Source organism: Mycobacterium celatum (assembly GCF_002101595.1).
Lineage (GTDB): Bacteria > Actinomycetota > Actinomycetes > Mycobacteriales > Mycobacteriaceae > Mycobacterium > Mycobacterium celatum.
Genome location: NZ_LQOM01000004.1, coordinates 1 through 26062 on the forward strand (window position 1 = coordinate 1; position 26062 = coordinate 26062).

The window sequence follows — 26062 nt, forward strand, 5'->3', positions numbered from 1 at the left end:
CCCCAGCCGTGCATCCCGGCAGGCACGCGCCGAGGGGGTACGCGTCTTGGCGGCATAGTAGGTGCTCGGGGCCACCGGTCATTGCGACCCGGCGCATGCGTCCGCACTCGCGAATTTCCTCGATGAGCGGGTAAATGTCGGTCGCCGGATCGATGTCGATTCTCACCAGCCGCGACAAGGGATCACCGCGCCGAGCTTTGCAGTTTCCACACCGGACGCAGCACTCCATAGCCAACCGCCCAATGCGTCCACTCCCGGACGAGCACCGCCTTGTGCTCACTCCCTGCCAATCGGCTTCACATCAGCCTAATGCCACGCAGCCGACCTGGCCCAGCAAAAAAGGGAGCGTCGCTACGAGCAGGCCGGCGTCCGCGGCTTGCCGAACCGGAAGATCAGCATGCTGACCGCGATCACCGCGGCGGCCAGTGCGATTACCGGGGCGACGGTGATCCGCGACAACGTCGCGCCGACAATAGCGCCGCCGCACATCGCGGCGATGACGCTGTAGCGCAGCTTTTCCCGCTCACCGGTGCCACCGGCCAGCCTGCTGTCAAAACCGATACCGACAATCGTCGAGGTCAGCACCGTGGTACTGAGTTCCTGGATCCCGAACTGGCGTGCCGCGACGTTCTGCGCGCCGAAAGTCATTGCCAGCCCGGCAATCAGGATGAGCTTGGTGTTGTCGTGATAGCGCAGCACACCGATGCCTGCCAGTATCGACAGGGCCACTAGCATACCGATCTCGATACTCAGCGCCACGGTGAGCCACCGTCGGGTCTGGTCCCCAAGTATGCGGGTCAGTCGGCCGCCGATCACCGTTCCGCACAGGAATCCCAGGAACGCGACGACGGCAGCAGTCAGGTCGATTCCGGAGCCGGGAACAAACCAGAAGCCCAGGAAGATGACGTTGCCCGTCATGTTGGCCACGAACACGTGGCCGAGGACCAGCACGCTGATCGCGTCCACCAAACCCGTCGCAAACGTCAGCAACAGCAGCGCCACGACAGTGAGCCGGTCGGACACCGGCGAGGCAACTGCCATGGAGTCCAATACCTTTCGGCAGGCTGCCCTATATCTGCGGCGTCAAATCCAACGACGTGATGGTCGTCATCTTGGTCACCAGCCAGCGCGCGTGATCGCGTTTCATGGTCAGCCGGTAAGACAAATACCTCAGCGCCGGAACGTTTTTCGACAGCGGGCTGGTGGATGTCGTGTTGGTGTACACGATCGCGGTAGCGTTGTTCGCATTCAGTGACTCCACCGCCGCCCCGGTTACTTCGGTGGTGTTGGTGATTTGGGCCTGCTTGTTCGGCGCCACAATTGCGTCGATGTACTTGCGATACTGCGCTTCAAAGTCGCCGCTGAGGTACTGGGCCGCCCGATCGGCCAGCTTGTCCATGTTGTCTGGGTTGTAAGTCCACAACGTGGTGATGGCGTTGGCAGCGGTGCTTGCGACTCGCAGCTTGGTGTCCACGGTGGCGCGGTCCTTCACATACGGCTGAACCATCGCGCCGGCGAACGCCGCGGAGGCCACGAACAATACGGCAGCGGCGCCCACCACGATGGCGAGCCGACGACCGACAGGTCGCCTGGCCGCGTCGGTCTCCGTGACCGCCGCTTCCCCGGCTTCGTCGACGGCGGCCCCGTCAGAATCGCTGGCCTCGTCAGAATCGCTGGATTCGGCCGTTGCCGTGTCGCTTTCAACAGCATCGTCGGTCGGCGATTCAGACGCTTCCACCTCAGACTTGTCGGAATCCGGCTCGACGCCCTCGGTCGCAGCAACCGCGGACTTGTCGCGTCCTCGGCTAGGCCACCAGCGGCGCTTCCGCGGCGGCTGCTCGGCATCGGTCAGATCACCTGTTGCAGGCTGCTGATCTTCCACTGGTCGCCTTCCCGCTGAGCGGTTAACACCCAACGATTTGTGCTCTCGATTGTTTGCTTGCCGTCGGGAGTCTTGTAGGTGACTTCGGTAGCCACCAGCACGCTCGCGCTGCCGTCGTCATTCCACCGCTCCACCCCGGCATCCAGAGCTGTGCCTTTGGTCGGCTCCGCTTGCGCGACGTTGAGGAGGACCTCGTTCACTTTGTCCCGGTACTGCTTGGCGAAATCACCTGTGCCGTTGGCTAATATCCGGTCGACGTAGGCGTTGGCGTGAAACGGGTCCAGCGACGTGAACGTTGTCATGAACGATCGAGCGAACCCAAGCACGTCGACTTCCTTCATGGCCAACTCGTGATGTCTGCGATGGTTGACCAGGATGACCGACGACGCGGTGATTGCGCCTGCCGCGACAAATACGGCGACGGTCATTGCCAGCGGCATGACCCACTGCCGGGACGGCTTCCACCACTGGCGCGGTAATTTCCACTTTCGCAACGACATCCGCGACCACAACGGAGTTTTCGGTATCCGCTGGGATAGCAGCGGCTGTTCGCCAGGCTGAACGCGGCGGCGCGGGCTCATTTTTGACCCTTCGCTGGTTTGGGTTTGGTCACCACGGTCAGGTCGTCGACGAGCCAGCGCGCGTCTGGGCTCTTGGCGAACGCAACTCGGACGGTGGCGGTGATGAATCGCTGCTGCTTTTCTCCGCCGCGATGACCCTGCAGAAATAACAGCATCTCCGCCCGATCCGGTGTTGCGGACTTGACCGCGCTGTTGGTCACCCAGTACTCGTTCACCACGGGCTGGCCCTTTTGCACAACCTCCTGTTGTTTGGCGAGCTGGTCGCGGTATTTATCGGTCGTTAGTGAGCGGGCCCGTGCGAAATCCTGCTGCAGTGTTTTCGGGTCGTAGGTCAACATCTCGGCGACGATCTTCGGCCCCTGCGCCTGGATCGCTGCGCGTGTCTGGTCGGAAGCCCGCTCGTGCAAGAACACCACCGTGAAGCTCAATGCGGCACCGCCCGCGCACAGCGCCGCCGCGGTCGCCACGACGATTGCGGCAAGCCGGCGCGCGACCGCGGGGCGCTGATTCGGTTCGACCCGGCGCACCTCGGTGCGCAGCAGCAGGTCGGCAAAGGTCCGTCGGCGCGAATCCCACAGCGGCCAAAGCCAACCCACGAATACGGCTAGGGTGTCCAGCACGTGGGCGAGGTCTCTCAGCAGCAGCCGCCCCACCCCGGGGCAGTTCCCGTCGCGGCGTACCACGGTGATGCCCACCAGGGCACGGCCCAGGCTCCAACCGCGGTTCGCCGGCCACACCGTCCGGTTGATCAAGGTCAGCAGGATCACCGTCGCCGCAACCGCAACGCACAGCGACCACCACGCGCTGCGTAGCGGTACCGCCAACGAGCCCAAAATCATCGTCGCCACCACGGCGACGCTGGGAAGCACGTCGACGGCGAACGCAGCCGCGCGGATGTGCCAGCGCGCCAGGCTATACGGCGCCGTCGCTTCGACTGCCGGCACGGTGTCGGTTTCGGCGACCACCGCCGTCACTTGGCCACCTGGTCGAGCTTGGCAATCCGGTACTGCCCTTCGTCGGGCGCCATCTTCGCCCGCAAGCGGTAGCCGATTTCTCGGTTCTGCGTTTCGGTGTTGGACATTTTGACGCGGAGGGCCACGAGGACGTCGAACGAGCCGTCCGGATTGCGCCGTTCTACCGCCCCGCGCAGATCGGACACCTGGACCTGAACGTTGGCAACCTGATACGCCTGGACGAACAGGCTGCTGTACAGCACCGCCTGGGACCGGAAATCTCCGGTGCTGCAGTCGATGATCTTCTGCGCCCCGGCCGACATCGCCTCGACATCGGGCGCCTGGGTTGCCGCGATGCAGTCCTTCGCGGCCGCTACGGCCTGCGCCTCATGGCGCGCGATAGCCTGGCTCTCCTGATTGGACCGCAGCGCGAAATATCCACCGGTGCCCATGCCGGCGGCCACCAGAAGAAGCGCCGCGGCGATGCCGATCCACCACCTGCGTCCCAGCCGCGACGGATTCTGGTCGTCAACGGAAGCGCCTTCAGCGGCGGGCTCATCCTCGGATTCTGGCGAATCCTCGGCGGCCACCTCCGAACCCGAATCCTCGGCCGTCGTCTCCGACGACGAGTCTTCGCTTGTCACCTCGGTGCTGGTCTGGTCTGACGACGAATCGTCTGTTTCGGCGGGATTCAGCCGGCTGGCGCCAGCATCTCCTTCCATCCGTCGTCTCCTGTGTTGCTCGAGTTGTTGACGGAGTATTTGACTCCGTCGGGGCCCGTCACCTCACCGCTCTGCGGACTATAGACCGCGGTGGGAGGCCCGCCCGGGGTGTAGATGCACGGGTTGGGCTGTTGCCCGTTGCACTGGACGGTACCCGAACCCGGCCGCTGCAGCGGGTCGCTGATCGGTGGCGGCGTCAGCCCTCCCGGCGGGAGCTTACTGGCGGGCAGCGGGTTGAGTCCGTTGTTGATCGACGGCGCCGGTATCACCTGTCCCGGATTCACCGGCTGATCACAGCGGGCGCCGGGCGCCGGGCAGTTGAGGATCTGGTTCGGGTCGCCGTACCAGGGGTTGGTACCGGCCGGCTCGTAGGGCTTGTTGCTGCGGCACTCCTTCGGTGTCGCCGCGCGTTTACCCGGAACGTCGACACACGGAATGTTGCGCGCTCCGCGCACCACGTTGGCGGGAGTCTCCTGCGGGATCTTGCAGTACGCGCCTTCCGGCAGGGGCGCCAGGCTGACATCCGCCGGCGACCGCCACTCCGCTGCAGCAGGCCACCCGGTCAAACACGGCGGCGGCTGGTTAATCGCCACGCCGAGGTCCAGCACCGCGTTGTGTTCTTGCTCGTACGGGGTCGAGATCGTCTGGATGATCGAACCAGCCTGGGGCAACAGCACCAGCACCTGCTCGACGCCGGCGTGGTAACGCTTGAGCATCTCGATCACGACCGCGAGATTGGCCAGAGTCTGCGGCAGTGAATCCCGGACGTCGCTGAATACCGAGTTCAGATCGTCGGCGGTCGGCGCCGCCTTCGGCAGCAGATCCCTGAGGTTCTGGTCCTTCTCGGCGGCCTGTGCACCCAGAACGTTCAGGTTGTGCGCCCAGCGCTCGATCTGCGGGCTGGACGTGGCCTGGCTGTCCAGGATCGGCGCGGAGTTCTGGATGATGTCGTCGACGTCGCGGATATTCGTTCGGAAGTCACCGACGATCGCCTGAGTGGAGTCGACCAGCCGCTGCAGCGCCGGGCCCAACCCGCCGACCGATTGCGCCGTCTCGTCGAGCAACTGGCCGATCTTTTCCTTGGGCAGCACTTCCAGCCCGCGGTTGGCGGTGTCCAGGGCCGGCCCGATCTCACTGGGCACCGTGCCCTTGGTGATGGTCTGGCCGGGCGAGAAGAACCTGCCCGGGTTGCCCGGCGACACCAGGTCCAGGTATTGCTCACCGACCGCCGACACCGAATGCACGTTGGCCGACGCATCGGCGGGGATCTTGTAGCGACTGTCGATGCTCATCGTCGCCTGGGCGCCGTGCTCGGTCGGCTCGACATCGGTGACCTTGCCGATCGTGATACCGCGATAGGTGACGTTGGCGGTGGGGTACAAGCCACCCGACGCGGGCAGGTCGGCCTTCAGCTGGTACTGGCCGATACCCATCAAGGTCGGGATGCGCAGGTAGTACCAACCCAGCACCAGCAGCGCCACCACGGTGATGATGCCGAACAGGACCAGCTGGCGTTTGATCAACCGAGTTAGCATGTCGCCCTCTCCACCAATGGTCCGCCGGGGGCGTCGTTCGGGTTCGGCGTGTAGCGAACGTCGGGAATCATCGTCGCCGGATCACGACCGTACGACTGCTCGAGTGCCCGCAACGCACCGGACAACCCGGTTCCGGTGAGGAACGCGTTGTCGACCGTCGACAACGTCGTGTCGAGATTGAGCGACGCGTTCATGAAGTCGCCGCGAATCAGCTTCGGCGCGGTGTCGATGTCGAACGGGATGGTGGCCAGGATCTTCAGCGTGCCGAGCAGATACGGCGCGGCTCGGCCCAATTCCCTCAACGGGCACTGCAGCAGCTGCAGGTTCTGATGCAGCGGACCCCGCGTTTCCGAGAGGTATTGGTCGGCCGCCAGGCTAAGCCGGCCCAGCGCATTGGTGGCGTCGATCAGCAGTTGCTGCTTTTCGGCGAAATGCTTGATCAGAGGCGGGAATTCGGTCAGCACCCGATCCAGCACATCCGCGCGGTTGCCCGCGTATGCCAGCAGCCGGTTGGTGGAATCGATGGCGTGAGTGATGTCGTCGCGCTGTTGGTTGAGTTCGCGCGTGAAGGTGTCCAGCTTGCCCAGGAACGCGCGGATCTGCGGTCCACGACCGGCCAGGATGTTGTTGACCTCGTTTTGAATCACCTCGAGGTTCGAGATACCGCCGCCGCGCAAAATCATTGCGAGACTGGCCAAGGTGCGCTCGATGTTGGGCCACGCCGACGAATTCTTCAGCGGAATGGTGTCGCCGTCCTTCAGCAGTTGCGGCGACGGGTTGGGCGGTGCTGCCAACTCGATGTGCTGAGTGCCCAGCAAACTGGTCTGTCCGATCTTGGCGGTGGCGTTCTTCGGCAGCTTGACGTTTCCGTCCACTCCCAGCGTCAGGGTGGCCACCCAGTTCTTCAGCTGGATGTCGCGGATCTTGCCGACGAACACGTCGGCGACCAGCACCTTGCTGTTGCCGTTGATCGCCAGCGTGTCCGGCACCTGCACGTAGAGGGTGTAGGCGCCGGCGCCGCTGCCGGGGCCGCCGGGCAGCGCCACGTTCGCGATGCCGCGCCACCCGCACGAGCTCAGCATCAGCGCAGCCAGCACCAAGGCCAACCCCTGCCAGGCCCGGTGGCGGGCCAGGTGAATCACGCGGCTCACGAGCCCCCTCCTGTCGAAGAGGCTGCCTCAGCGGGCAGCGGTGGTCCGCCGGGACCGGGCGCAGGCCCGGCCGGTCCCGAAACCGGCGCCGGGGTCGGCGCGACCGGTCCGGGCACCACGCCGGGTGCGGGCGGCGGCGGTGGTATCGGCTGCGGATTGCCGGGTACACCGACGAACGGCAGCGGACCGGGCTCTTCGTTGTACGCGTTCGGCGGCCCGGGCGGGGTTTGGTACTGCGATTGGACCGGCTCGATGTTCGGGCCGCCCATCAGTTCGGCCAGCGATTCCGGGGTCAGCAAGCCTTCCGTGATCGGGCCGACCTGCGTCCCTTGCATTCCGGGGGCGACGATCCAGCCCGGCTGCGTGTTGCGGTGCGACGTCGGTGTGTCGGGCACCCAGATCCCCGGCACGGTGGTGTCCTTGTAGCCCGGTGGCGGCTGCAGCCGCGGCTCGGAGTAGGCGACCTCCTTGGGCAGCGTCGCGGCGGTGCTGAAGAAGTTCAACCCGAACGGGATGTAGTTGAACTTGATCGCGTCCAGGATCGGCGCCAGGTACTGCGCACACAGTTCGGCGGATTCCTGATAGCCCGCCCGGCTGAAGGCCTGAATCGTGCTGCAGATCAACTGCATCGGGTTCGCGAAGCCGATGCCGCCGAGGATCGACACCGGCTGGCCGACGACGGCGCCGATCGACGGGTGGTAGATCTGGTTGAGGTTCGCCAGCGCCGTCGGTGCCACGTGCAAAACGGTTTCCAAACCATTCAGCGGATCGGGCTGCAGCAGCGTGTTGGTTGCGGTGGCGAGGTTGTTGACGTCGTGCGTCAGCACCTCACGGTTCTTGGCCAGGAACGGCCGAAGTGTGGTGAGCAAACTGTCGAACTGCTGAATGGCGTTGGCCAGGTCCCGGTCGGAGCCGGCCAGGCTGTCGGTGAACTGGGCGAGGTTCTTGTTGAGCGCGACGAACTTCTGGTCGTCTTCGTGCAGCGCGTTGACGAACAGCGCCAGGCTGCGCACCACGGCGAAGAAGTCGCCTCGGCCCTCGTTGAGCGCGTTCAACGACCGCGACAGGGCGTCCAGCGTGGTGTTGATCTTCTTGCCCTTGCCGGCCAGCCCGTTGGCGAACGATTCGATGATGTCGCCGAACGGCCCCTTGGGCTGTTCCTTGGTGGGGCCGAGTTTGGAGATGATGTTGGTGACGGTGTTGCGCAGCTGGTCCCACTCGGTGGGCACCTGGGTGCGCTCGATCGGGATCACCGCGTTGTCGCCCAGCACGGGGCCGCCCTTGTAGGGCGGATCCAACTGGATGTAGCGCGACGCCACCAGGGTGGGGTTGAGGATCTCCGCCGAGGCGTTGGCCGGGACCTTGTACTTGTTGGCGTAGTGGAAGGTCACCTTCATCTTGTCGCCGGCCGGCTCGATCTTGTCGATGGAGCCCACGGGCACACCCATGATCCGGACCTCGTCGCCTTTGTATAGCGCGTTGGCCTCGGGGAAGTATGCGACGACGGTGTTGTTGGTCAGCTTCTTGAAGAGCTGAATCCCGACATAGCCTGCGACCAAGGCAAGCACGATCACCAGCGAGCCGATGATCACCGCCGCCCGCGACAGCTTGGGTAGCCGCAGGTTGCGGATATCGAAGACGGTGCTCAACCTTCTCTACCTCCCAAGCTTCCTCCCCCACCGCCTGGCTGGCTGTTTCCGCCTTCGCCCGGCGGGATGAACGGCGCCGGCAATTGGTTGCCGGGCCCCGGCGGCGCCGGCGGTCCGGGAGCCAGAGGTGGTGGCGGCGGCGCGGCGGCGGGATTCGCAGGCGCGGGACCCGCCACGGGCCCGGGCGGCTCGGAGCGTCCCCCGGGCGGACCCGGTGCGATCGGCACCGGCGTGCCCGGAACGTCGGGTGCGACCTCGCCCGGCCGCCCGCCGATCGAGATCCCCGGAGTGGGCGGCAGGCCGTTGGGGTTCGGTGGCGACGACAACACGTCGGGCAACGCCGGGTACGGCCCGTTTGGCCCGAACGGACCCATGTTCTGGTCGACGCCCGCGCACGGCATCGGGTTCCACGGCCGCGGCAGCAGGTCCGGCGTCGGCGCATACGAGCACGGCGAACCCGGCGCCACGGCCGGTCCCGGATGATCCGGCGTGCCCTCCAACACCGGGGGAGCCGGCGGCGGCGCACCGTTGGGGAATCGGGTGCCGTTGGGGTCGGGGAACCGGAACGCCGGCAGCCCCGCGCTGCGCCAGAACTCCTCCGGATCGAGGCCGCGCTTCTTGAACGCCGCATCCACCCACGGCTGCAGGATCCAGCCCGGCGTCAGCAAAAAGTTGGCCAGCGACACCTTGAAATACGGTCCTGACGCGACAGTTTCGTTGAAGGCGGCGATGGTCTTGGAGAGCAGGGTGACCGCAGTAGCCAGATCGTCCTTGCGTGCCACCAGCAGGTCACTGACGGTGCGCAGCTGCTCGAGCACGTGATTCAGGTTGGGGTTGTCGTTGATGACGCCCTGCAACTGCGTCGAGAGGGCGGAGACATTACCCAGCAGGGCGCCGATGGCCCGGCTTCGTTGGTTGAACGCCGCCAGCAGCGTGTTCGAGTTCACGAACAGGCGGTCGATTTGATCGCTGCGGTCCCCGAGCACACTGGCCACCTGGTTGGCCTGCTTGAGCAAGTGCGTGACCTGCTCGTCGCGCTTGCCGATGGTGTCGGAGAACTTGGCCACCCCGTCGAGGGCCTCACTCAGGTGCGGATAGGTCTCGTCGATGGTCTCCGACAAAACGTTCAGAGACCGCTTGACGGTGTCGATGTCCCAGCCCGCGGCGGCCTTGGTGACGTCGAAGAACGCGTCGTAAATCTGGTACGGGGTGGTGCTTTGCCCCAAGGGGAGTGTGCCGTTAGGACGCAGCGTCTGGGTGCCTCGCGGGTCGATCTCGAGCACTTTGCGGCCCAGGATGGTGTCGGTCTTGATCGCGAGCCGGCTCTCGGTGCCGATGGTTTGGGTGCCGGTCGAGAACCTCATTACGATGTGGTCGCCGTCAATCTTGATTCCCTCGACCTTGCCGACGTTCATGCCGGCGATGCGCACCTTGTCACCCTTGGCCAAGCCGCCCGAATCCGGGAACTGCGCGAAATAGATCGGACTGGCGAACAACATCGGGACACTGGTCAACGTTTGGCCCACGCCGACCACGAGCAGCGTGACGACAATGCCCATCAGGCCGATACGAAGCCGGTTGGCGGGTTCGAGCGTTCTCATTGCGGCGTGCACCTACCCGTCGGCTGCGTCCAGATCCTGACCGTGCGGACCGGCCCGCCTGGCTGTAACCCGTTGGTCTTCAGCGTCACATCGCACAAGTAGAAGTTCACCCAGTCTCCGTAGCTACCGACCGCGCGGCCCACTGTGTTCACCCCGGTCGGCGCGCGTTTCAGCAGATCGTCGTACTGATCGCGCTGATCGATGATCGCCTGCTGGATCGGGTCCAGGTAGTTGATGGTGTCGTGCAACAGGGCCCGGTTCTCAGCCAACAGATCGGCCACTGTTCCCGCGGCGTCACTGATGTGCGCGGTGTTGGCGGCCAGCGAGTCGGCGTGATTGTTCAGCCCGCTGATCAGTTTCTCGAAGTTGTCGACGGTCTCGTCGAACTGTTTGCGGTGCCTGACGGTGGTGTCGAGCACGATGTTGAGGTTCTTGATCACCTCGCCGATGGCCTGGTCACGCTCGGCGATGTGAGAGGTCAGTTGTGCTGTCTGGTCGAGGATGTCGTTGATGGTGCCGCCTTGGCCCTGGAAGACCGTGATGATGGACGAGGCGATGTTGTTGACCTTGTCCGGGTCCAGCGCCCGAAACAGCGGCTTGAAACCACCGATCAACGCGTCGAGGTCCAGAGCTGGCTGGGTGCGCGACAGCGGGATGAATCCACCGGGCGGCAGCACCCGATCGGAACCTTCGCCCTCCCCGCGCTTGAGCTCCATGTAACGGTCACCGATCAGGTTCAGGTAGCGGATCTGCGCGGTCGTCGACTGGTACAGCGGCACCCCGCGGTCGACGTCGAAGTCCACATGCACCTTGTGGCCGTTGTCGACCAGCTTGATCTTCTTGACCTTGCCGATCTCCACCCCGGAGGCGCGGACGAACTGCCCGTTGCGCAAGCCGCTGGCATTGCTGAATTCCGCAGAGTAGCTGTAGGTCCGGTCGAAGCGCATCTGACCGAACACCACGACGAGGAGCGCCGTGAATGCCAGCAACACCGTTCCGATGATGCCGAGCTTGATGACAGTGCCTCTGATACTCATGGGTTGATCGTGTTGTCCCCTACTTGGCGGCCCCAGACGTACTCGATTGCGTACGGCGACCCGACGTCCACGTGGTTGTACGGTGCCAAGCTGACGCCGGTATCCACCACCAGATACGGCGCCGGCCACAGCTCACGCGTGATCTTCTGCCAGCAACCCGGCGCACCGCCGGGCCCACCGCGAGCGTTGATACGCGGCAGGTTCTCCGGGTAGATATAGGGATTCGGCGACCCACCGACGAGTCCAGCCAACCCTGCGAGCCCCTGCGTAGCCGCTAACATCCCGATCCCCGGGAGAGACGCCAGGAGTCCCAACCCGGAAAGCAGCGCGACGTTGGTTCGCAGCTCGTAGCCGCCGAAGCCGCCGGTAAACGCGGCGACCTTCGGTTCGGCCTCGCTGATGTTGCGGACGGCACAGAAAACCTCCGGGGCGTAGGTGCGCAGCAGCTGGGCGCTGGGCACCAGATCGGCGGCGCCCCGGGCCAGGTACGGCCCGCCCCGGTTGACGACGTCGGCGCCGGTGTTGCCAAAGCCCGTCGCCGCCAACAACGCTTGATCCAGGTCCTTTTCGTGCTGGTGCAGTGTGCGCGCGGTGACGACCGCGTTGTTGAGGAAGTCGAACAGGTCCGGCGAGGCGTTGGCGTAGGTGTCGCCGAGGGTGGCCAGTTGCTGAATGTCGTGGCGGATGGTCGGCATCCGTGGGTTGACGTCGTCGAGGATGGCGTTGCCGTTGACGATCGACTGACCGAACTTGTCCCCCAACCCGTTCAACGCCTCCGCGGCCGCGGAGAGGGTCAGGTTCACCTTGACCGGATCAACCTTCTCCGAGATCGACATGATCGTCTGGAACAAGGTGTTGAACTCGGTGGTCACCGACCTGGCGTCGATCACATTATGTGGGGTGATCCGTTGCGGCGTGGGGTTTTTCGGTGATGTGAGCGAAACATACTTCTGGCCGAACACGGTGGTGGCTTTGATGTTGGCATCCACGTTGGCCGGAATCAGCTTGAGGTAGCGCGGGTACACGTCCAGGGTGAACTTGGCCGTTGGCCGACCGTCATTCTGGATCTCGGAGATGCTGGCCACCCGGCCGATCTGCACGCCGTTGTAGGTGACCTTCGCTCCGGGGTCCATCACCAAACCCGCCCGGCCCGACAGCATCGTCAGCTGCGTCTTGGCGGTGAAGTCTCCCTTGTATTGCAGGTACACCAGCCACAGCACCAGTGCACTGACCAACGCAACCACCACACCGGCCAACCTGTACGGCTGCGCCGGTGGCTTGTTTACCTTGCCTTGCAGAGTCGTCATGGCGTATCCCGTTGCCTTACACCGTGAATGCGAAGTTCGGGTCGACGCCGTAGAGCGCCATTTCGGCCAACAGCATGACGACGGGCGTCGAGACCAGCGAGAAACGCATCGAGCGGCCGACTGCCTCACCGACCCCGACCGGACCGCCGCTGGCGTTGTATCCGTAATAGCAATGGGTGAGCATCACGACCCCGGCGATGATGATGACCTCCACGAATGACCAGAACACGTCGTTGGGGCGCAAGAACGTTCGGAAATAGTGCTCGTAGGTGCCGGACGACTGTCCGTACAACACGGTCGTAAGCGCCTGCGGGGACAGGAAGGACAAGATCAGGCCCACCGAGTAGAGCGGGATGATCACCACGAGCCCGGCCAGCGCCCGAGTGGACACCAGGTACGCCATCGACTTGATGCCCATCACCTCCAGCGCGTCGATCTCTTCGCTGATTCGCATGGCGCCGAGTTCGGCGGTGGCGCCGGCGCCGACCGTGGCCGCCAGAGCGATGCCGGTGACGATTGGCGCGACCAGACGCACGTTGATGAACGCGGCGAGGAACCCGAGCAGGGTCTGCAGTCCGATGTGGCCCAGTGACGCGAGGCCTTGAATGGCGACCAGCGAGCCGGCGGACAGCGACACGAACGCGATGATGACCGCGGTCCCGCCGACGACGGCCATGGCGCCGGTGCCCATGCCGATCTCGGCGATCAGCCGCAGGATCTCCTTGCGGTAACGCGTTACCGCCCAGGCCATGTCGCGGCCGCCGATGACCGCGAACCAGCCCAGCTTTCCGGCTTCGTCAAGTGGTCGGGTGACGCTGCCGCCGTAGCGACGAAGGTTCGCGGATGCCCGCGGGAAGCGGGTCCGCAGGACTTGGGCCATGCTCATCCCAGGGCCCCCGTTCCGAATCGCACACCGATGGTGGTCAGCACCACGTTGACAGCGAACAGCGCCACCACACACAGGACCACAGTCTCGTTGACCGCGGTACCCAGACCCTTGGAACCGCCGCGCACCGTCAGCCCGCGGTAGCAACCGACCAGGCCCGCAATGAGTCCGAAGGTCAACGCCTTGACCGTCGCGATGACCACCTCGGGCAGTCCCGTCACCAGTGTCAGCGAGGACAAGTAGGCGCCGGCCGAGATGTTCTGCATGTAGACGCCGAACAAGAAGCCGCCGACAAGGCCGACCATGCACACCAGGGCATTGAGCAACATCGAGGCCAACGCGCAGGCCAGAACCCGGGGAACCACCAACCGATGGATGGGGTCGATGCCCAACACTTCCATCGCGTCGATCTCTTCGCGGATGGTGCGCGCACCCAGGTCGGCGCAGATGGCCGTGGACACCGCTCCGGCGACCACCAGCACCGTGTTGATCGGGCCGATCTGCGTGATCACGGCGATCCCGGCGCCGGCGCCGGAGATATCGGCGGCGCCGACCTGGATCAGCAGGATGTTGAACGTGAAGATGAAAAGCGCTGTCACCGGGACCGAGACCGCCATGGTCGGCAACAGCGCAACCCGCATGATGAACCAGCACTGCAGGATGAACTCGCGCCATTGAAATGGCACGCGGAACAACGCCTTTCCGGTCAGCGTGCACATCCGGAAGAAGCCACCGACGAGCACCAGCGGTGGACCGAGTTGGTCGCGAACATAATCGTGAAGCCGTGGCTGCGTCGTCGTCACCGGAGTCCCCTTACGACGGAACCGCGCGCCTTGCGACGTCGCGGCGGATCATGTCGCACGCCTCCTCCTTGCCCCATCCCAACGTGTGTGACCGCCGCCTCGTTACCCAGGGGTAGTAAGCGAGACCACAGGACCATACCCGATGGCACGCTCGCTGCGCACCGCATCCGCACTATTGACCTTTCGTCAGTTTGACCTGGGACCTTATTGTTATGTCAGCCTCCCGGGCCGCTGGCAGAATCACTTGATGCAGACGCGGTTTGGGAGGCTTTCGGCGCACCGTAGCGAGCCCGCAGTTCGGTCTTGAGCACCTTGCCCGCCGGGTTGCGCGGCAGAGCGTCGACGATCTCCAAGCCTTTCGGATGCTTGTAGCGCGCGAGCCGCTCGGTGAGGAACTCGTCGAGGTCCTTGAGGCTCAAGTTGTTTTGCGAGTGGTCCGCCGCGACCGCGGCCACCGCAATTGGCACCTCACCCCACTTCTCGTCCGGACGACCGATCACAGCGACCTCGACGATCGCGGGATGACTGGCCAGTACGTTCTCCACCTCGGCGCAGTAAATGTTCTCGCCGCCGGAGATGATCATGTCCTTCTTGCGGTCGACCACCCACACATAACCGTCCTCGTCCATCCGGACGAGGTCACCGGAGTGGAACCAACCGCCGGCAAATGCCTCCGCCGTAGCTTGCGGGTTGTTCCAATAGCCGCTCATCAATGTCGGTGCGCGGTAGACAATTTCACCCACTTCGCCGACAGCAACGTCGTTCATGTTGTCGTCGACCACCCGCGCGGAGACGGTCGGAATCACTTTGCCGACCGATCCTCGCTTACGAATCGCATCGTCACCGAGCAGCATGCAGGTGACCGGCGACATCTCGGTCTGACCGAACGCCGCCAGGATCTGGGTGCCCGGGAACGTTTCCGACATCTGGCGCAGCAGGGTGTCCGACGCAGGTGCAGCACCCCACGACATCACCCGCAACCGGACGTCGCGCGGATTCGCCTGCTGCGCAGCGCAAACCGCCTGCCACTGGGCCGGCACCAGGAAAATCCCGGTCACCTTCTCTGCGGCCAGGACGTCGAGCAACTGTCCGGGATCGAACGCGCCCAGTGGATGGATCACGGTCGGGATGCCGAGCAGCATCCCGGTCAGCATGTTGCCGATCCCGGCGATGTGAAAAAACGGCACCCCGATGAACCCGACGTCGTTGTTCAGGTCCGCGCCGCTGGTATAGAGGGCCGTCATTGTCTGCCCGGTCAGATTTGTGTGGGTCAGCACCGCGCCCTTGGGCCGTCCCGTGGTGCCCGAGGTGTACATGATCAGCGCCGGCGAGTCGTTGGGAATGTCGACGGGGTCGGGTGCGTCGCCGGATTCGTTGACCAGTTCTTCGTAGCCGACCACGCCGTCATCGCCGGCGGCCTCGGCGACGATGATCATGTCGAGTACCGGGGTGATGTCGCGGACGCCGGCGGCGACGGCGGCAAGCACGGGTTCGGTGACCATCGCCCGCGCCTGGCAGTCGTCGACCAGGAATGCGAGCTCGGTCGGCGTGAGCCGGAAGTTCACCGGGACCGCGATGGCGCCGAGCATGTTGGCGGCCAGCACCGATTCGACGAACTCGGGCCGGTTCAGCATCAGGATCATGACCCGGTCCCCGAACGCGACCCCGCGGCGGCTCAGCGCAGCGGCCAACGCGGTGACGCGGTCTCGAAGCTGGCCCCAGGTGATGGTTTTGCCCAGGAAACGCAACGCTGTCGCACCGGGCTGCATCAGTGCATGGCGCTCGAGTTGATTCACCCAGTTCTGCCGGCGGGACAGGTAGGGCTGTTCGGTGGTGGCGGTCAACTGCGCGGTCAACTAGCGGTCCCTTCGTCTTGTGGCGAAGTTGATATTTGATAAAACTTGGTGTTGTCTGGGTCACATTATGGTCTTGACGCCGCGAAGACAAGTCCCGTGAACGCGCCCGCTTCCGCGCATCCGCGTAGCCGTCCCCCGCTACGCCGGGCGCAGCTGTCCGACGAGGTCGCAGGGCATTTGCGGGCCGCGATCATGTCGGGCGCCCTGGCGCCGGGGACGTTCATCCGGCTCGACGAGACCGCTGCCAAGCTAGGCGTCAGCATTACCCCGGTGCGCGAGGCGCTGCTGAAGCTGAGCGGCGAGGGCATGGTGCAGCTGGAGCCGCACCGCGGTCATGTGGTGGTGCCGCTGACCCGCCAGGACATCGACGACATCTTCTGGTTGCAGGCCACCATCGCCAAGGAGCTCGCCGCGACGGCTGCGCAACGGATCACCGACGCGGAAATCGACGAGCTTGAACGGATCAACCAGTCGCTGGCGGCGGCGGTCGCGTCCGCCGACGTCGAGGCGATCGCGACCACCGAGTTCGCGTTTCACCGGGCCTTCAACCGGGCCACCGGGCGGATCAAGCTGGCCTGGTTTCTGTTGCATGCCGCGCGGTACATGCCGCTGCGGGTGTACGCCGCGGACCCGAGTTGGGGTGAGGCGGCGGTGGAGAACCACCGCCAGTTGATCGCCGCGTTGCGCCGCCGAGACGCCGCCGGCGTCGTCGAGCACACCAACTGGCAGTTCGTCGACGGCGCACGCCGGCTCACCGAGAAGCTGGACGACAGCGGGATCTGGGACTAAGAGTTGGCGGCGAGCTGCTCGGCGCGTTTTTTGAGATTCTCCGCCAGGTAGTCCAACACGTTGTTGGCCATCGACTTGACCATCGGTTTGGGCACCGACATCTCGGTCTCCACATCCATATCCACGGTCAGCAGCGATGTCGGTCCCATTTCGACGACGCTGAACAACTGCTCCTGTTTGGTGAACAAATCGCCCTGCTGCATGACGGTCTGAATCTGGTTCGGGCTTGGGTAGTACACCGCCTGGATGTAGGTGCCCTCGATGCCTTGCCATGCGGCGTCGAGCCGTAGCTGGCTGGGCCGGCCGTCGTCGTAGCGGGCCAGCACCCACAGACCTTTGATCTCCTCGTTCCATTGGGGATACGACTCGAAGTCGGCGACGATGGCCATGATCGAGGCCGCGTCGGCGGCGACTTCGACGGTCTTGCTCACGATCGGCATTGGGCTAGGTTATCCGACGCGAAACAGAAGCCATGGTCGTGATTTCGCAGGCTCCACAGCCTTGGCTTCTGTTTCGCGGCGGCGGCGCTACTCGACGCAGGCCGTCGAAAGCAGTGCCCTAATGGGGTCGGGTATCGGGTGCGGTTTGCGGCTGGTGCGGTCGACGTAGACGTGCACCCAGTGCCCGAGCGCGGCGATCGCCTGGTCTTCGCCGTCGGCGAGTTCTTCACCGGCCCGGAACACGCCCAGCCGATAGGTGACGCTGCTGCGCCCGAGTCGGGTCACGGCCAGGCCGACGACCAGACGCTGCGGGAAGTGCAGTTCGGAGAAGTAGCGGCAGCCCGATTCGGCGACGATGCCTTGCACCGGCGTCGTGACGGGATCGACGTCTGTGATGGTCGTGTTGATCCAGGCGTTGATCGCGGTGTCGAAGAGCTGGTAGTAGACGGCGTTGTTGAGGTGGCCGAACATGTCGTTGTCGGCCCATCGGGTGAGCACGGGCCAGAGCACCGGAAAGTCGCGGCTGGTCAGATTGTCCGGTGTGGGCGGTACCGACGTCATGGTTGTATTCGAACATGCTGCAAATCCGGGGCGCCGTGCTGGAGCGCATCGGATTGCCGCGGCCGTACGCGCAATCTCGGCCGATCAGTGTCACCGAGGTCGAGCTGGCGCCGCCCGGCGCCGGTGAACTCCAGGTGCGCATCGAGGCAGCCGGCGTATGCCACTCCGACCTGTCGGTGGTCGACGGCAACCGGGTGCGGCCGGTGCCGATGCTGCTGGGCCACGAGGCGGCCGGGATCGTCGAACGGGTCGGCGACGGCGTCACCGACGTCGAGGTGGGCCAGCGGGTGGTGATGGCGTTCCTGCCGCGCTGCGGTCGGTGCGCGGCGTGCGCCACCGACGGGCTGACGCCCTGCGAGCCGGGTAGTGCCGCCAACACCGCCGGGACTCTGCTGGGCGGCGGCATGCGGCTTCGTCGTGACGGGAAACCGGTGTATCACCACCTGGGGGTGTCGGGGTTTGCGACGCATGCGGTCGTCCATCGCGCCAGCGTCGTTCCCGTCCCGGACGACATTCCGCCCGGTGTGGCGGCGCTGCTCGGTTGCGCGGTGCTGACCGGCGGCGGCGCGGTGCTCAACGTCGGCAAACCGATCGCGGGGCAGACGGTTGTTGTCGTCGGCCTCGGCGGAGTGGGCATGGCGGCGGTGCTGACCGCGCTGGCGCACGACGACGTCCGCGTAGTCGCCGTCGACCAACTACCTGAGAAGCTCACGGCCGCAGAGGGTCTCGGCGCGCACCAGACCTACACGCCGAAGGAGGCCGCCGATGCCGGCGTCAAGGCGCCGATCGTCGTCGAGGCCGCCGGTCACCCCGCCGCGCTGCAGACTGCCATCGAGTTGACCGCTCCGGGCGGCCGCACCATCACGGTGGGGCTGCCGCCGCCAGAGGCCCGGATCACCGTGTCGCCGTTGGGTTTTGTTGCCGAAGGCCGGTCGCTGATCGGCAGCTACCTGGGCTCCGCGGTGCCGGCCCGTGATATCCCGCGGTTCGTGCAACTATGGCGTGCGGGCCGGCTGCCGGTGGAGGCGCTGGTGTCTTCGACGATCGCCTTGGACGACATCAACGAGGCGATGGATCGCCTCGCCGACGGCACAACCGTGCGTCAGCTGATCGCCTTCTAGGCGTGGCGATCGCTCCGCAATGTTTCGATCGGGTCGACCACCGCCGAAATCCCCGCCGCGGCGAGCGCATGGCGTTTGAACACGCGCGCCGCGGCGCTGAGCCGATGGTGGACAGCCGTCGTCGCGCGATCGACGCCTAGCGGCCACTCGTCGCCCCACAGCGTCACTTCGGTCAGGCTGTGGTCCAGCGCCTTGAGCACCATGTCGCGGATGCCCGCATGGGCCGCGAAAGCCTCTGCGCCGACGGCCAATCCCGCGCTGCCGTCGAGGTCCGCTTGCCACTGAAGAGTCCGGACGCCCAAGATCCGCAGCGGCAGGGCATCGGAAGGCTCGGGAAGTAGAACGCTGACCTCCCAGCCGGCCATCGCGCGGTCGAACAGCCATCCTCCGGCTGACAGCACGACGTCGGCGACGTCGACGGCCACGACGTCGAGCCGATAGTTCAGGTCACGGCTGCGTGAGCTGCTGGCCGGTGCAGCGGCGAAGGCCACAGTGGACGTCGTCATCGCATCATCCTCGGTGCGTAGCGGGCTGAGCGGCTACAGCGTGACATTCTCGCGCTAATCTGTAAAGTCCTAGTCGCCCCGGGGGGCCGCAAGTTCGGCCCGGATCTCGTCGGTGTGCTCGCCGAGGGCGGGCGCGGTGCAGCGCGGCTCCCAGGGCGTGCCGTGGAAGTCGGCCGGCGTCGCGACCATCGGCACACCGCCGTCGCCGTCCGGCACATGCACGAGGCCGCCGGCCGCGTGGAACTGCTCGTCGGCGATCACGTCCTCGACCGAGTTGATCGGCGACCAGAAGAAATCCGGTTCGGCCGCAAAGGTTTCCGCCCACCCGTCCAGCGGTTTGGTGGCGAAGATCGCGTCCAGTTCAGCGATGAGCTCGGCGGCGTTGGCCGCGCGCGCCCGCGGCTGCGCGAAGCGGGGATCGGTCAGCCATTCGGGGCGGCCCACCGCCCGGCACAGCGGCGGCCAATGCCGCTCGCCCTCGAGCCCCACGATCCAGAACCGCCGCCCGTCGCCGGCGGTGTAGTTGTTCATGCAGGGGTTGCCCATCGACTCGCGCTGCCCGATCGCGATCTGGTGGCCGGTGAGCAGGAAGGTGTTGAGGTCGAAGCTGACGGTGTAGGCGCCCTGCCGGTACAGCGAGGTGGTCACCAGTTGTCCGGCCCCGGTGCGGGTGCGGGCGATCAGCGCCGCGCAGATCGCAGCGGCAAGCGTCATGCCGGCGGTGTGGTCGCCCATCCCGCCGCGCTGGAACGGCGGCGTGTCGCCGGGACGGGTGAGCAGATGCGCCAGCCCGGCGCGGGCCCAAAACGCCGCGATGTCGTAGGCGGCGCGGTCGGCATCCGGTCCGGTCAGCCCGTAGCCGGTGATCAAGCCGTACACCAGAGCGGGATGGCCCGCCGCCACGCTCTCGTAGTCCAGCCCGAGCCTTCGCAGTGCACCGGGACGCACGTTTGTCAGGAAAACATCTGCGTCGCTGAGCAATTCGAGTGCGGTAGTGCGGTCGTCGTTGCTGGTGAGGTCCAGCACGATGCTGCGTTTAGAGCGGTTGTCCATCTCGAACGGCGGACTGGTCCCGTCCTCGACCCCTAGCATCCGGCCGAACATCCGGGCCGGATCACCGGTCGGCGGCTCGATCTTGACGACGTCGGCGCCCCAGTCGGCGAGGATGCCGCCGGTGGCCGGAGCCGCCACCCAGACGCCAAGCTCGATGACCCTCGTGCCTTCCAGTGGTCCCACCACGCAGGCCCCCAATCGTATTTACACTTTTGCTTGGATTTGTAAGCTAACCGGGTACGCTAGCGGAATTAGGAGGCTATCGACCGGTGGCGAGCAATTCCGCGGTTTCGTTGGTGGCGCCGGTTGAGGTGGCGCCGCCCGAGAAGTCGCTGTCGTCATGAGCACCCGGGACCGGATCCTGATGGCCACCACCGAAGTGCTCAGCCGCAACGGCCGGACCAAACTCAGCCTGTCCACTGTTGCTCAGCAAGCCGGGGTTTCGCGGCCGACGCTGTATCGATGGTTCGCGTCCAAGGAGGAGCTGCTCGACGCATTCGGTGACCACGAGCGCCAGATGTTCGACACCGGCATCAGCCGTGCAACCGCCGGCTTACACGGGACTGACAAACTCGACGCCGCATTGCGCTTCATCGTCGAGTACCAACAGTCCTATTCGGGTGTCCGGCTCGTCGATGTCGAACCCGAAGTCACCATTGCCCAACTGTCCGAAGTGATTCCGGTGATGCGGGCACGCCTGCAGCGGCTGCTTCCCGGGCCCAATGGAGCGGTCAAGGCAGCGACCGCAATCCGGGTGGCGGTTTCGCATTACCTGGTGCGTAGCGACGACGGCGACCAGTTTTTAGCACAGCTTCGCCACGCGGTAGGGCTCAAGCCATGAGTCTGGTGGCGGGTAGAGGACCGTTGAGCCCCGACCCGGCCGGCCGGTTCTCGAAGCCGCTGCCGGACGATCTGGTGTACGTCGAGCCGCATCATCGTCGCGTCCAGGCTGTCAAAGGCGGGCGCACGGTCATCGACACCGAGCGGGCATTGCTGGTGCACCGCGCCAATTGCCCGCTGTCCTATGCGTTTCCGGCCGAGGTGGTCGGCGAACTGCCCAGCGAGCCCGAGCCGGAGGCGCCGGGCTACGTCCGGGTTCCTTGGGATGCGGTCGACACCTGGGTCGAGGAAGGCCGCAAGCTCGTGCACTACCCACCCAACCCGTATCACCGGGTGGACTGCCGGCCGACGCGACGCCGGCTGCGTGTCGAGGTGGCCGGCACGACGCTGGTGGACACCGACGACACGGTGATCGTGTTCGAGACCGCACTGGCGCCGAGGCTCTATGTCGAGCCGTCGTTGGTCCGCATCGATTTGCTACGACGCACCGAGACGTCGACCTATTGCAATTACAAAGGGACAGCGACGTATTGGGCGGCGGTCATCGGCGACACGGTGGTCGACGACGTTGCGTGGAGCTACCCGGACCCGCCGCCCGAAAGCCTGCCGATCAAGGGGTTTCTCAGTTTCGACGCGACGCGGGCCGATGTCGTCGCGGAGCTGCCGTCCGCCACCTACTTCCGAGGAGCGTCATCAATTGATGACGACGCCAGGCGGAGACGGTAGTGGTGTTGTCGCGACCCGCTATAGCCGCGACTGGACCGCAATTGAGCTGTCAGTCTGTCGCATCGGGCGGATCAATGCCTCCTGCGTAAACGAGGCCAGCAGCTCGCCCTCTTCGGTGTGCACGGTGCCGCGGATGTACGACATCCCGGCACCGACCTGCGTGCTTTCATGCGAGTACAGCAGCCAGCCGTCCCAGCGCACGGGCTCATGGAAGCTGACCGTGACCGTCATCGGCGCCGTCGACACCGTCAGGTGTGACTGGCTGGTACCGATGCCGGCGTGCGCCCGCATCGTGGTCGAGATGCCCAGGTGGCCGGTGAAGTACGCAAGCAACGCCTTGGCCAGGTCGTCGCGCGCCGGGATCGGGTCGTAGTGCAGCCACGCGTACAACTCCGGCGGCCCCACCTCGTCGGGGCTGTTGACGTCGACGACGTCGACCAGCCGCAGTTCCCGCCCGACCATCGGCATCTCCGAGACGTTGGCCTCCGCGGGCCCGACGACCTCCGGCCGCGGGATGTGGTGGCGGATGACGTCCGGCGACGGGACGTCGGCCAGCACGGTCACCGTCACGCACCGCCGCCCGTTCTGCATGGCCGTCACGACCGCGGTGGCCGTCGACCGGCCCTCGTGCACCACGTCGACCTCGAATTCGACCGGCGGTCCGACGGCGACGGCCCGGGCGAACACCGCGTGCGCGGACCGCACCGATTTCTCCGGAAACCGTTTGGCCACAGCGACAATCGCCTGCGCCAGCACCTGGGTGCCTTCCACCACCTGACGCTCGTCGGCCCCGGCGAGTCCGGTGTCCGCACTGAATCGGCTATCACCGTCGGCGCGCGCGTCGAACAAATCAAGCAGGCCCGTCACGGACCACTGGGTCTGATCGGCATCGGTGCTCATGCCCTCCAGCGTGACACTTTCGGACATATATGTAAAGTTAACGGCGGCGAGCAGAGAGGTATGAGATTGGGCATCGTCACCACCAGTTCCCAGACCGCGTCCACCGACCTGGCCAACTGGACCAAGACCTACCCGGGCCAGGGCGTCACACTGTTCGGGCGCACGATGACGATCGACGCCTACCACGCGGCCGTCGCGCGAGAACTGTGGGCGATCGCAAGCGCGGCGAAGCCGGGCGCCGCGGGTCGCCCATGAGAACTCCGATGAAGCCCACTCCGCTGGCCAAAGGGTTCTGCTTCGGGGAAGGCCCGCGCTGGTTCGAGGGGCTGCTGTGGTTCTCCGACATGCTCGACGAGGCCGTGCACACCGTCACCCTGGGCGGTTCGGTCACCACCTTGCCGCTGCCCAATCACACGCCATCCGGGCTCGGGTTCCGTCCTGACGGATCGCTGCTGATCGCCTCGGCCGAAGACCGGCAAGTGTTGCGCTACGACGGCGAAACCGTCACTCCCGTCGCCGATCTCGCCAACGTGGCGCCCGCCAACCTCGGGGACATGGTGGTCGACGACGCCGGGCGTGCCTACATCGGGTCCCAGGCGTTCGAGGGCGGCGTCATCGTGCGCGTCGACCCCGACGACTCGGTCACCGTCGTGGCCGACGGCCTCGACTTTCCCAACGGGATGGTGATCACGCCCGACCGCAGGACGTTGATCGTCGCCGAGTCGATCAGCCGGCGACTCACCTCATACACCATCGACGAAACGGGCGCCCTGCATGACCGCCGCGTTTTCGCCGACGGCCTCGACGGCCCGCCCGACGGCATTGCGCTCGACGCCCAGGGCGGCGTGTGGACGTCGATGACGCTGGCGCATCAGTTCGAGCGAATCACTCCCGGCGGCAACGTAACTCACCGCATCGACATCGGTGAGCGCTCCGCGATCGCCTGCACGCTCGGCGGCCCGGGACGCCGCACCCTGTTTCTGCTGTCCAGCGCCGACGCCTACCCCGAACGGCTAAAAGGAACCCGCGTCTCCCAGCTCGACACCGTGACCGTCGACGTCCCGGGCGCCGGCCTGCCATGAAAGGCGCAGCATGAGCGACTCGTACTACGAGCTGATCGACGCCGACGACCAGCTCGGCGAAAAGTTCAGGGCCACGGATCTGGTACGCAGCACCTGGTCGGCGGCCATCCAGCACGCCGCACCGGTGTCGGCGCTGTTGGTGCGTGCCCTTGAGCGCTGCGCGCAGCGCGACGACACCCGGCTGAGCCGGGTCGTCGTCGACCTGCTGGGACCGGTTCCCGCCGAGGGAGACATCTGGGTGCGCGCACAAGTCGACCGCGCCGGCAAGCAGATCGAGTTGGTCGGCGCCGAGATGCTGGGCCTCGGGCCGGACGGCCGGCCGCGGCCCGTCGCCCGCGCCAGCGGCTGGCGGCTGCAGCACCTCGACACCCTGGAGATGGCTCACGCAGCGGCGCCACCGCTGCCACCGCTGAGTAAGGCCAAAAGCCGTGACCTCGCAAAGGATTGGGACCGCAACTACGTGCACAGCCTGGACTGGCGGTGGCTGACCGAACCGCTGAACGACGGCGCCGGCGAGTCCTGGATCAGCCCCACCGTCGACCTCGTCAAGGGTGAGACCATGACGTCCCTGGAGCGGCTTTTCGCGGTGGCCGACGATGCCAACGGCATCGGCTCGAAACTCGACATCACCAAGTGGACGTTCCTCAACACCGATCTCGTCGTGCATGTGCACCGAGTTCCCGACGGGCAGTGGATCGGTATCCGCGCCGAAACCAGCTACGGCCCCGACGGGATCGGCACGACGATCGGCACGCTCTTCGACGAACAGGGCGCGGTCGGCGGCATCCAGCAGTCCGTGCTGGTGCGCCGGCGTCCGGACTGAGAGCTATCGAACGTCTGGCTCCTTGCTCAATCTCGGCGCGGCCACTGGCGGGACGATCTCGACGTGCCGCAAGTGCATTCGGCCGCGGGACCCCACCATGGCGGCTAGCAGACGCCCGACGTCGTGCGGCACCGCCCGACTTCCGACCGGTGCCGAGCGGATCAGCGAGGCTCGCACGCCGGTGCCGACGAATTCGGCGTCCAGCGCCGACATCCACGTGTCCAGGTCTCGCCGCGCCCCGCACGGCGGCGCCCCGAAGAGCTCGGGGCCTACCAGGATCACGTCGCCCTGCCCCGCGTCAACCATCGGTGGAATGAGTTGTGCCGCAAGGTGTTGCGCACCGATCCAAGAGCCGTCGGTGAGACCGGCGCCCGTGACCAACACGTCAGCCTCGCCGATCAGATAGCGTGCGGCCTCGACGAATCGGTCGATCGAGGAGGTGTCGGCCAGATCCAGCTGGGCCGCGAACGCCGCCGCGCCGCACGCCCGCAACCGGGCAGCCAGCCGCTCACAGACGTCGGCGCGGCGGGCGCCCATCAGCACCAGGTCGCCGCGGCGGGCCAGTCGCGCAGCGGTCGCGAGCGCGACGGGCGACGCGGCCTCGGTGACCACTACGGCGCGAAACTCGGTCATGACCTGCTTGTCGTGGCTAAAATCTGGGGGTCGACAGCCGTTGACGGTGGCACCAGGCCAGCGTGACATTTCAACGGTATTTTGTAAAGGTTCGGATGTGAGCACGACGTCTGTGGGCGACACCTCCACACAGGAGCGCATCCTTGCCGCCACCGCCGAAGTGCTCGGCCGTAACGGCAAGCGCAAGCTCAGCTTGTCCGACGTCGCGACCCAGGCCGGTGTCTCCCGCCCGACGCTGTACCGCTGGTTTCCGTCGAAAGAGGACCTGCTCTCGGCATTTTCGCGCTACGAGCGGCAAGTGTTCGACAGCGGTTTGGCCCAGGCGACGGCGGGCCTGAAGGGCGTCGACAAGCTCGACGCCGCGCTGCGCTTCATGGTCGAGTACCAGCACTCGTACACCGGTGTGCGGATGGTCGACATCGAACCCGAGCACGTCATCGCCGAGCTGTCCCGGATCATGCCGGTCATGCGGGCGGGGCTGGAGCGGCTGATGCCCGGGCCCGGCGGCGCGGTGAAGGCGGCGACGGCGATCCGGGTGGCAGTCTCGCACTACATCGTGCGAAGCGACGACGCCGACCAGTTCCTCGCCCAGCTGCGCCACGCGGTGGGCATCAGCCACCGCTAA

At 65.8% G+C, this 26062-nt stretch carries 28 protein-coding genes; 8 read left to right on the forward strand and 20 right to left on the reverse strand.

Going from position 1 to position 26062, the window contains the following annotated elements; all coding sequences use genetic code 11:
- Positions 1–351 precede the first annotated feature (351 nt).
- From AWB95_RS00045 to fadD5, 14 genes are all read right to left on the reverse strand, one after another.
- The gene (locus AWB95_RS00045) at positions 352–1041 is read right to left on the reverse strand and encodes a YoaK family protein (RefSeq protein ID WP_062538216.1); all 690 of its coding nucleotides are present in this window, start codon (positions 1039–1041) and stop codon (positions 352–354) included.
- A gap of 28 nt (positions 1042–1069) precedes the next feature.
- The gene (locus AWB95_RS00050; RefSeq protein WP_062538215.1) at positions 1070–1882 is read right to left on the reverse strand and encodes a hypothetical protein; all 813 of its coding nucleotides are present in this window, start codon (positions 1880–1882) and stop codon (positions 1070–1072) included.
- Positions 1849–2463, reverse strand: a complete 615-nt coding sequence (locus AWB95_RS00055; protein WP_084706882.1) for a mammalian cell entry protein — start codon at positions 2461–2463, stop codon at positions 1849–1851. Before AWB95_RS00055 ends, AWB95_RS00050 begins: the two co-directional genes overlap by 34 nt.
- A complete protein-coding gene (locus AWB95_RS00060) occupies positions 2460–3437 on the reverse strand; it encodes an RDD family protein (protein ID WP_062538213.1) in 978 nt (325 codons plus the stop codon). The genes AWB95_RS00055 and AWB95_RS00060 overlap by 4 nt, the downstream gene beginning before the upstream one ends.
- Complete coding sequence (locus AWB95_RS00065; RefSeq protein ID WP_062538212.1) at positions 3434–4138, reverse strand: hypothetical protein; 705 nt, start codon at positions 4136–4138, stop codon at positions 3434–3436. The genes AWB95_RS00060 and AWB95_RS00065 overlap by 4 nt, the downstream gene beginning before the upstream one ends.
- Entirely contained in the window at positions 4108–5673 is a 1566-nt protein-coding gene (locus tag AWB95_RS00070; protein WP_062538211.1) for a virulence factor Mce family protein, read from the reverse strand. The genes AWB95_RS00065 and AWB95_RS00070 overlap by 31 nt, the downstream gene beginning before the upstream one ends.
- Positions 5667–6812 carry a virulence factor Mce family protein gene (locus AWB95_RS00075; protein WP_085167374.1) on the reverse strand — a complete coding sequence of 382 codons (1146 nt, stop codon included), beginning with the start codon at positions 6810–6812 and terminating at the stop codon, positions 5667–5669. The genes AWB95_RS00070 and AWB95_RS00075 overlap by 7 nt, the downstream gene beginning before the upstream one ends.
- 8 nt (positions 6813–6820) lie before the next feature.
- Positions 6821–8473 carry a virulence factor Mce family protein gene (locus AWB95_RS00080; protein WP_085167359.1) on the reverse strand — a complete coding sequence of 551 codons (1653 nt, stop codon included), beginning with the start codon at positions 8471–8473 and terminating at the stop codon, positions 6821–6823.
- Positions 8470–10074: a virulence factor Mce family protein gene (locus AWB95_RS00085; protein ID WP_085167361.1), complete on the reverse strand. Its 1605-nt coding sequence runs from the start codon at positions 10072–10074 to the stop codon at positions 8470–8472. The genes AWB95_RS00080 and AWB95_RS00085 overlap by 4 nt, the downstream gene beginning before the upstream one ends.
- Positions 10071–11111 (reverse strand): virulence factor Mce family protein, encoded by a 1041-nt coding sequence (locus tag AWB95_RS00090; protein WP_062539384.1) that lies wholly within the window; start codon positions 11109–11111, stop codon positions 10071–10073. The genes AWB95_RS00085 and AWB95_RS00090 overlap by 4 nt, the downstream gene beginning before the upstream one ends.
- Positions 11108–12418, reverse strand: a complete 1311-nt coding sequence (locus AWB95_RS00095; RefSeq protein ID WP_062539383.1) for an MCE family protein — start codon at positions 12416–12418, stop codon at positions 11108–11110. Before AWB95_RS00095 ends, AWB95_RS00090 begins: the two co-directional genes overlap by 4 nt.
- Positions 12419–12434: 16 nt before the next feature.
- Positions 12435–13304: an ABC transporter permease gene (locus AWB95_RS00100; protein WP_085167363.1), complete on the reverse strand. Its 870-nt coding sequence runs from the start codon at positions 13302–13304 to the stop codon at positions 12435–12437.
- Positions 13301–14107, reverse strand: a complete 807-nt coding sequence (locus tag AWB95_RS00105; RefSeq protein ID WP_062539382.1) for an MlaE family ABC transporter permease — start codon at positions 14105–14107, stop codon at positions 13301–13303. Before AWB95_RS00105 ends, AWB95_RS00100 begins: the two co-directional genes overlap by 4 nt.
- A 215-nt stretch (positions 14108–14322) precedes the next feature.
- Positions 14323–15963: a fatty-acid--CoA ligase FadD5 gene (gene fadD5, locus AWB95_RS00110; RefSeq protein WP_062539381.1), complete on the reverse strand. Its 1641-nt coding sequence runs from the start codon at positions 15961–15963 to the stop codon at positions 14323–14325.
- Between the two features lie 96 nt (positions 15964–16059).
- Between fadD5 and AWB95_RS00115 the strand changes: the two genes are divergently transcribed.
- Entirely contained in the window at positions 16060–16752 is a 693-nt protein-coding gene (locus AWB95_RS00115; protein ID WP_062539380.1) for a GntR family transcriptional regulator, read from the forward strand.
- Here the strand turns inward: AWB95_RS00115 and AWB95_RS00120 are convergent.
- Complete coding sequence (locus tag AWB95_RS00120; RefSeq protein WP_062539379.1) at positions 16749–17192, reverse strand: SRPBCC family protein; 444 nt, start codon at positions 17190–17192, stop codon at positions 16749–16751. The two genes, AWB95_RS00115 and AWB95_RS00120, sit on opposite strands and share 4 nt — an antisense overlap.
- An 87-nt stretch (positions 17193–17279) precedes the next feature.
- A complete protein-coding gene (locus tag AWB95_RS00125) occupies positions 17280–17753 on the reverse strand; it encodes an acyl-CoA thioesterase (RefSeq protein ID WP_062539378.1) in 474 nt (157 codons plus the stop codon).
- Positions 17754–17767: 14 nt separating this feature from the next.
- Here AWB95_RS00125 and AWB95_RS00130 point away from each other — a divergent pair, with 14 nt between their 5' ends.
- The gene (locus AWB95_RS00130) at positions 17768–18874 is read left to right on the forward strand and encodes an alcohol dehydrogenase catalytic domain-containing protein (protein WP_062539386.1); all 1107 of its coding nucleotides are present in this window, start codon (positions 17768–17770) and stop codon (positions 18872–18874) included.
- Here AWB95_RS00130 and AWB95_RS00135 read toward each other — a convergent pair.
- Both AWB95_RS00135 and AWB95_RS00140 read right to left on the reverse strand, forming a co-directional pair.
- On the reverse strand, positions 18871–19380 hold the full coding sequence (locus tag AWB95_RS00135; RefSeq protein ID WP_062539377.1) for a hypothetical protein: 510 nt from the start codon (positions 19378–19380) through the stop codon (positions 18871–18873). The genes AWB95_RS00130 and AWB95_RS00135 overlap by 4 nt on opposite strands.
- 69 nt (positions 19381–19449) lie before the next feature.
- Positions 19450–20619, reverse strand: coding sequence for a CaiB/BaiF CoA transferase family protein (locus AWB95_RS00140; protein WP_085167365.1), 1170 nt, complete (start codon positions 20617–20619; stop codon positions 19450–19452).
- A gap of 154 nt (positions 20620–20773) precedes the next feature.
- Here AWB95_RS00140 and AWB95_RS00145 point away from each other — a divergent pair, with 154 nt between their 5' ends.
- Positions 20774–21274 (forward strand): TetR/AcrR family transcriptional regulator, encoded by a 501-nt coding sequence (locus AWB95_RS00145; RefSeq protein ID WP_062538384.1) that lies wholly within the window; start codon positions 20774–20776, stop codon positions 21272–21274.
- Positions 21271–21999, forward strand: coding sequence for a DUF427 domain-containing protein (locus AWB95_RS00150; RefSeq protein ID WP_062538385.1), 729 nt, complete (start codon positions 21271–21273; stop codon positions 21997–21999). The genes AWB95_RS00145 and AWB95_RS00150 overlap by 4 nt, the downstream gene beginning before the upstream one ends.
- An 18-nt stretch (positions 22000–22017) precedes the next feature.
- Here AWB95_RS00150 and AWB95_RS00155 read toward each other — a convergent pair whose 3' ends face one another.
- On the reverse strand, positions 22018–22899 hold the full coding sequence (locus tag AWB95_RS00155; protein ID WP_062538389.1) for an acyl-CoA thioesterase: 882 nt from the start codon (positions 22897–22899) through the stop codon (positions 22018–22020).
- A gap of 60 nt (positions 22900–22959) precedes the next feature.
- Here AWB95_RS00155 and AWB95_RS00160 point away from each other — a divergent pair, with 60 nt between their 5' ends.
- From AWB95_RS00160 to AWB95_RS00170, 3 genes are read left to right on the forward strand one after another with little or no spacing between them, the layout of a single operon-like run.
- Entirely contained in the window at positions 22960–23154 is a 195-nt protein-coding gene (locus AWB95_RS00160; protein ID WP_062538386.1) for a hypothetical protein, read from the forward strand.
- Positions 23155–23162: 8 nt separating this feature from the next.
- A complete protein-coding gene (locus tag AWB95_RS00165) occupies positions 23163–23981 on the forward strand; it encodes an SMP-30/gluconolactonase/LRE family protein (RefSeq protein WP_062538387.1) in 819 nt (272 codons plus the stop codon).
- A 10-nt stretch (positions 23982–23991) separates the two neighbouring features.
- On the forward strand, positions 23992–24804 hold the full coding sequence (locus tag AWB95_RS00170) for a thioesterase family protein (RefSeq protein WP_062538388.1): 813 nt from the start codon (positions 23992–23994) through the stop codon (positions 24802–24804).
- Positions 24805–24807: 3 nt separating this feature from the next.
- Here AWB95_RS00170 and AWB95_RS00175 read toward each other — a convergent pair whose 3' ends face one another.
- Positions 24808–25437: an SDR family NAD(P)-dependent oxidoreductase gene (locus AWB95_RS00175; RefSeq protein ID WP_169714616.1), complete on the reverse strand. Its 630-nt coding sequence runs from the start codon at positions 25435–25437 to the stop codon at positions 24808–24810.
- Positions 25438–25534: 97 nt separating this feature from the next.
- On the opposite strand from AWB95_RS00175, the gene AWB95_RS00180 reads away from it, so the two are divergent.
- Positions 25535–26062, forward strand: coding sequence for a TetR/AcrR family transcriptional regulator (locus AWB95_RS00180; RefSeq protein ID WP_062539888.1), 528 nt, complete (start codon positions 25535–25537; stop codon positions 26060–26062).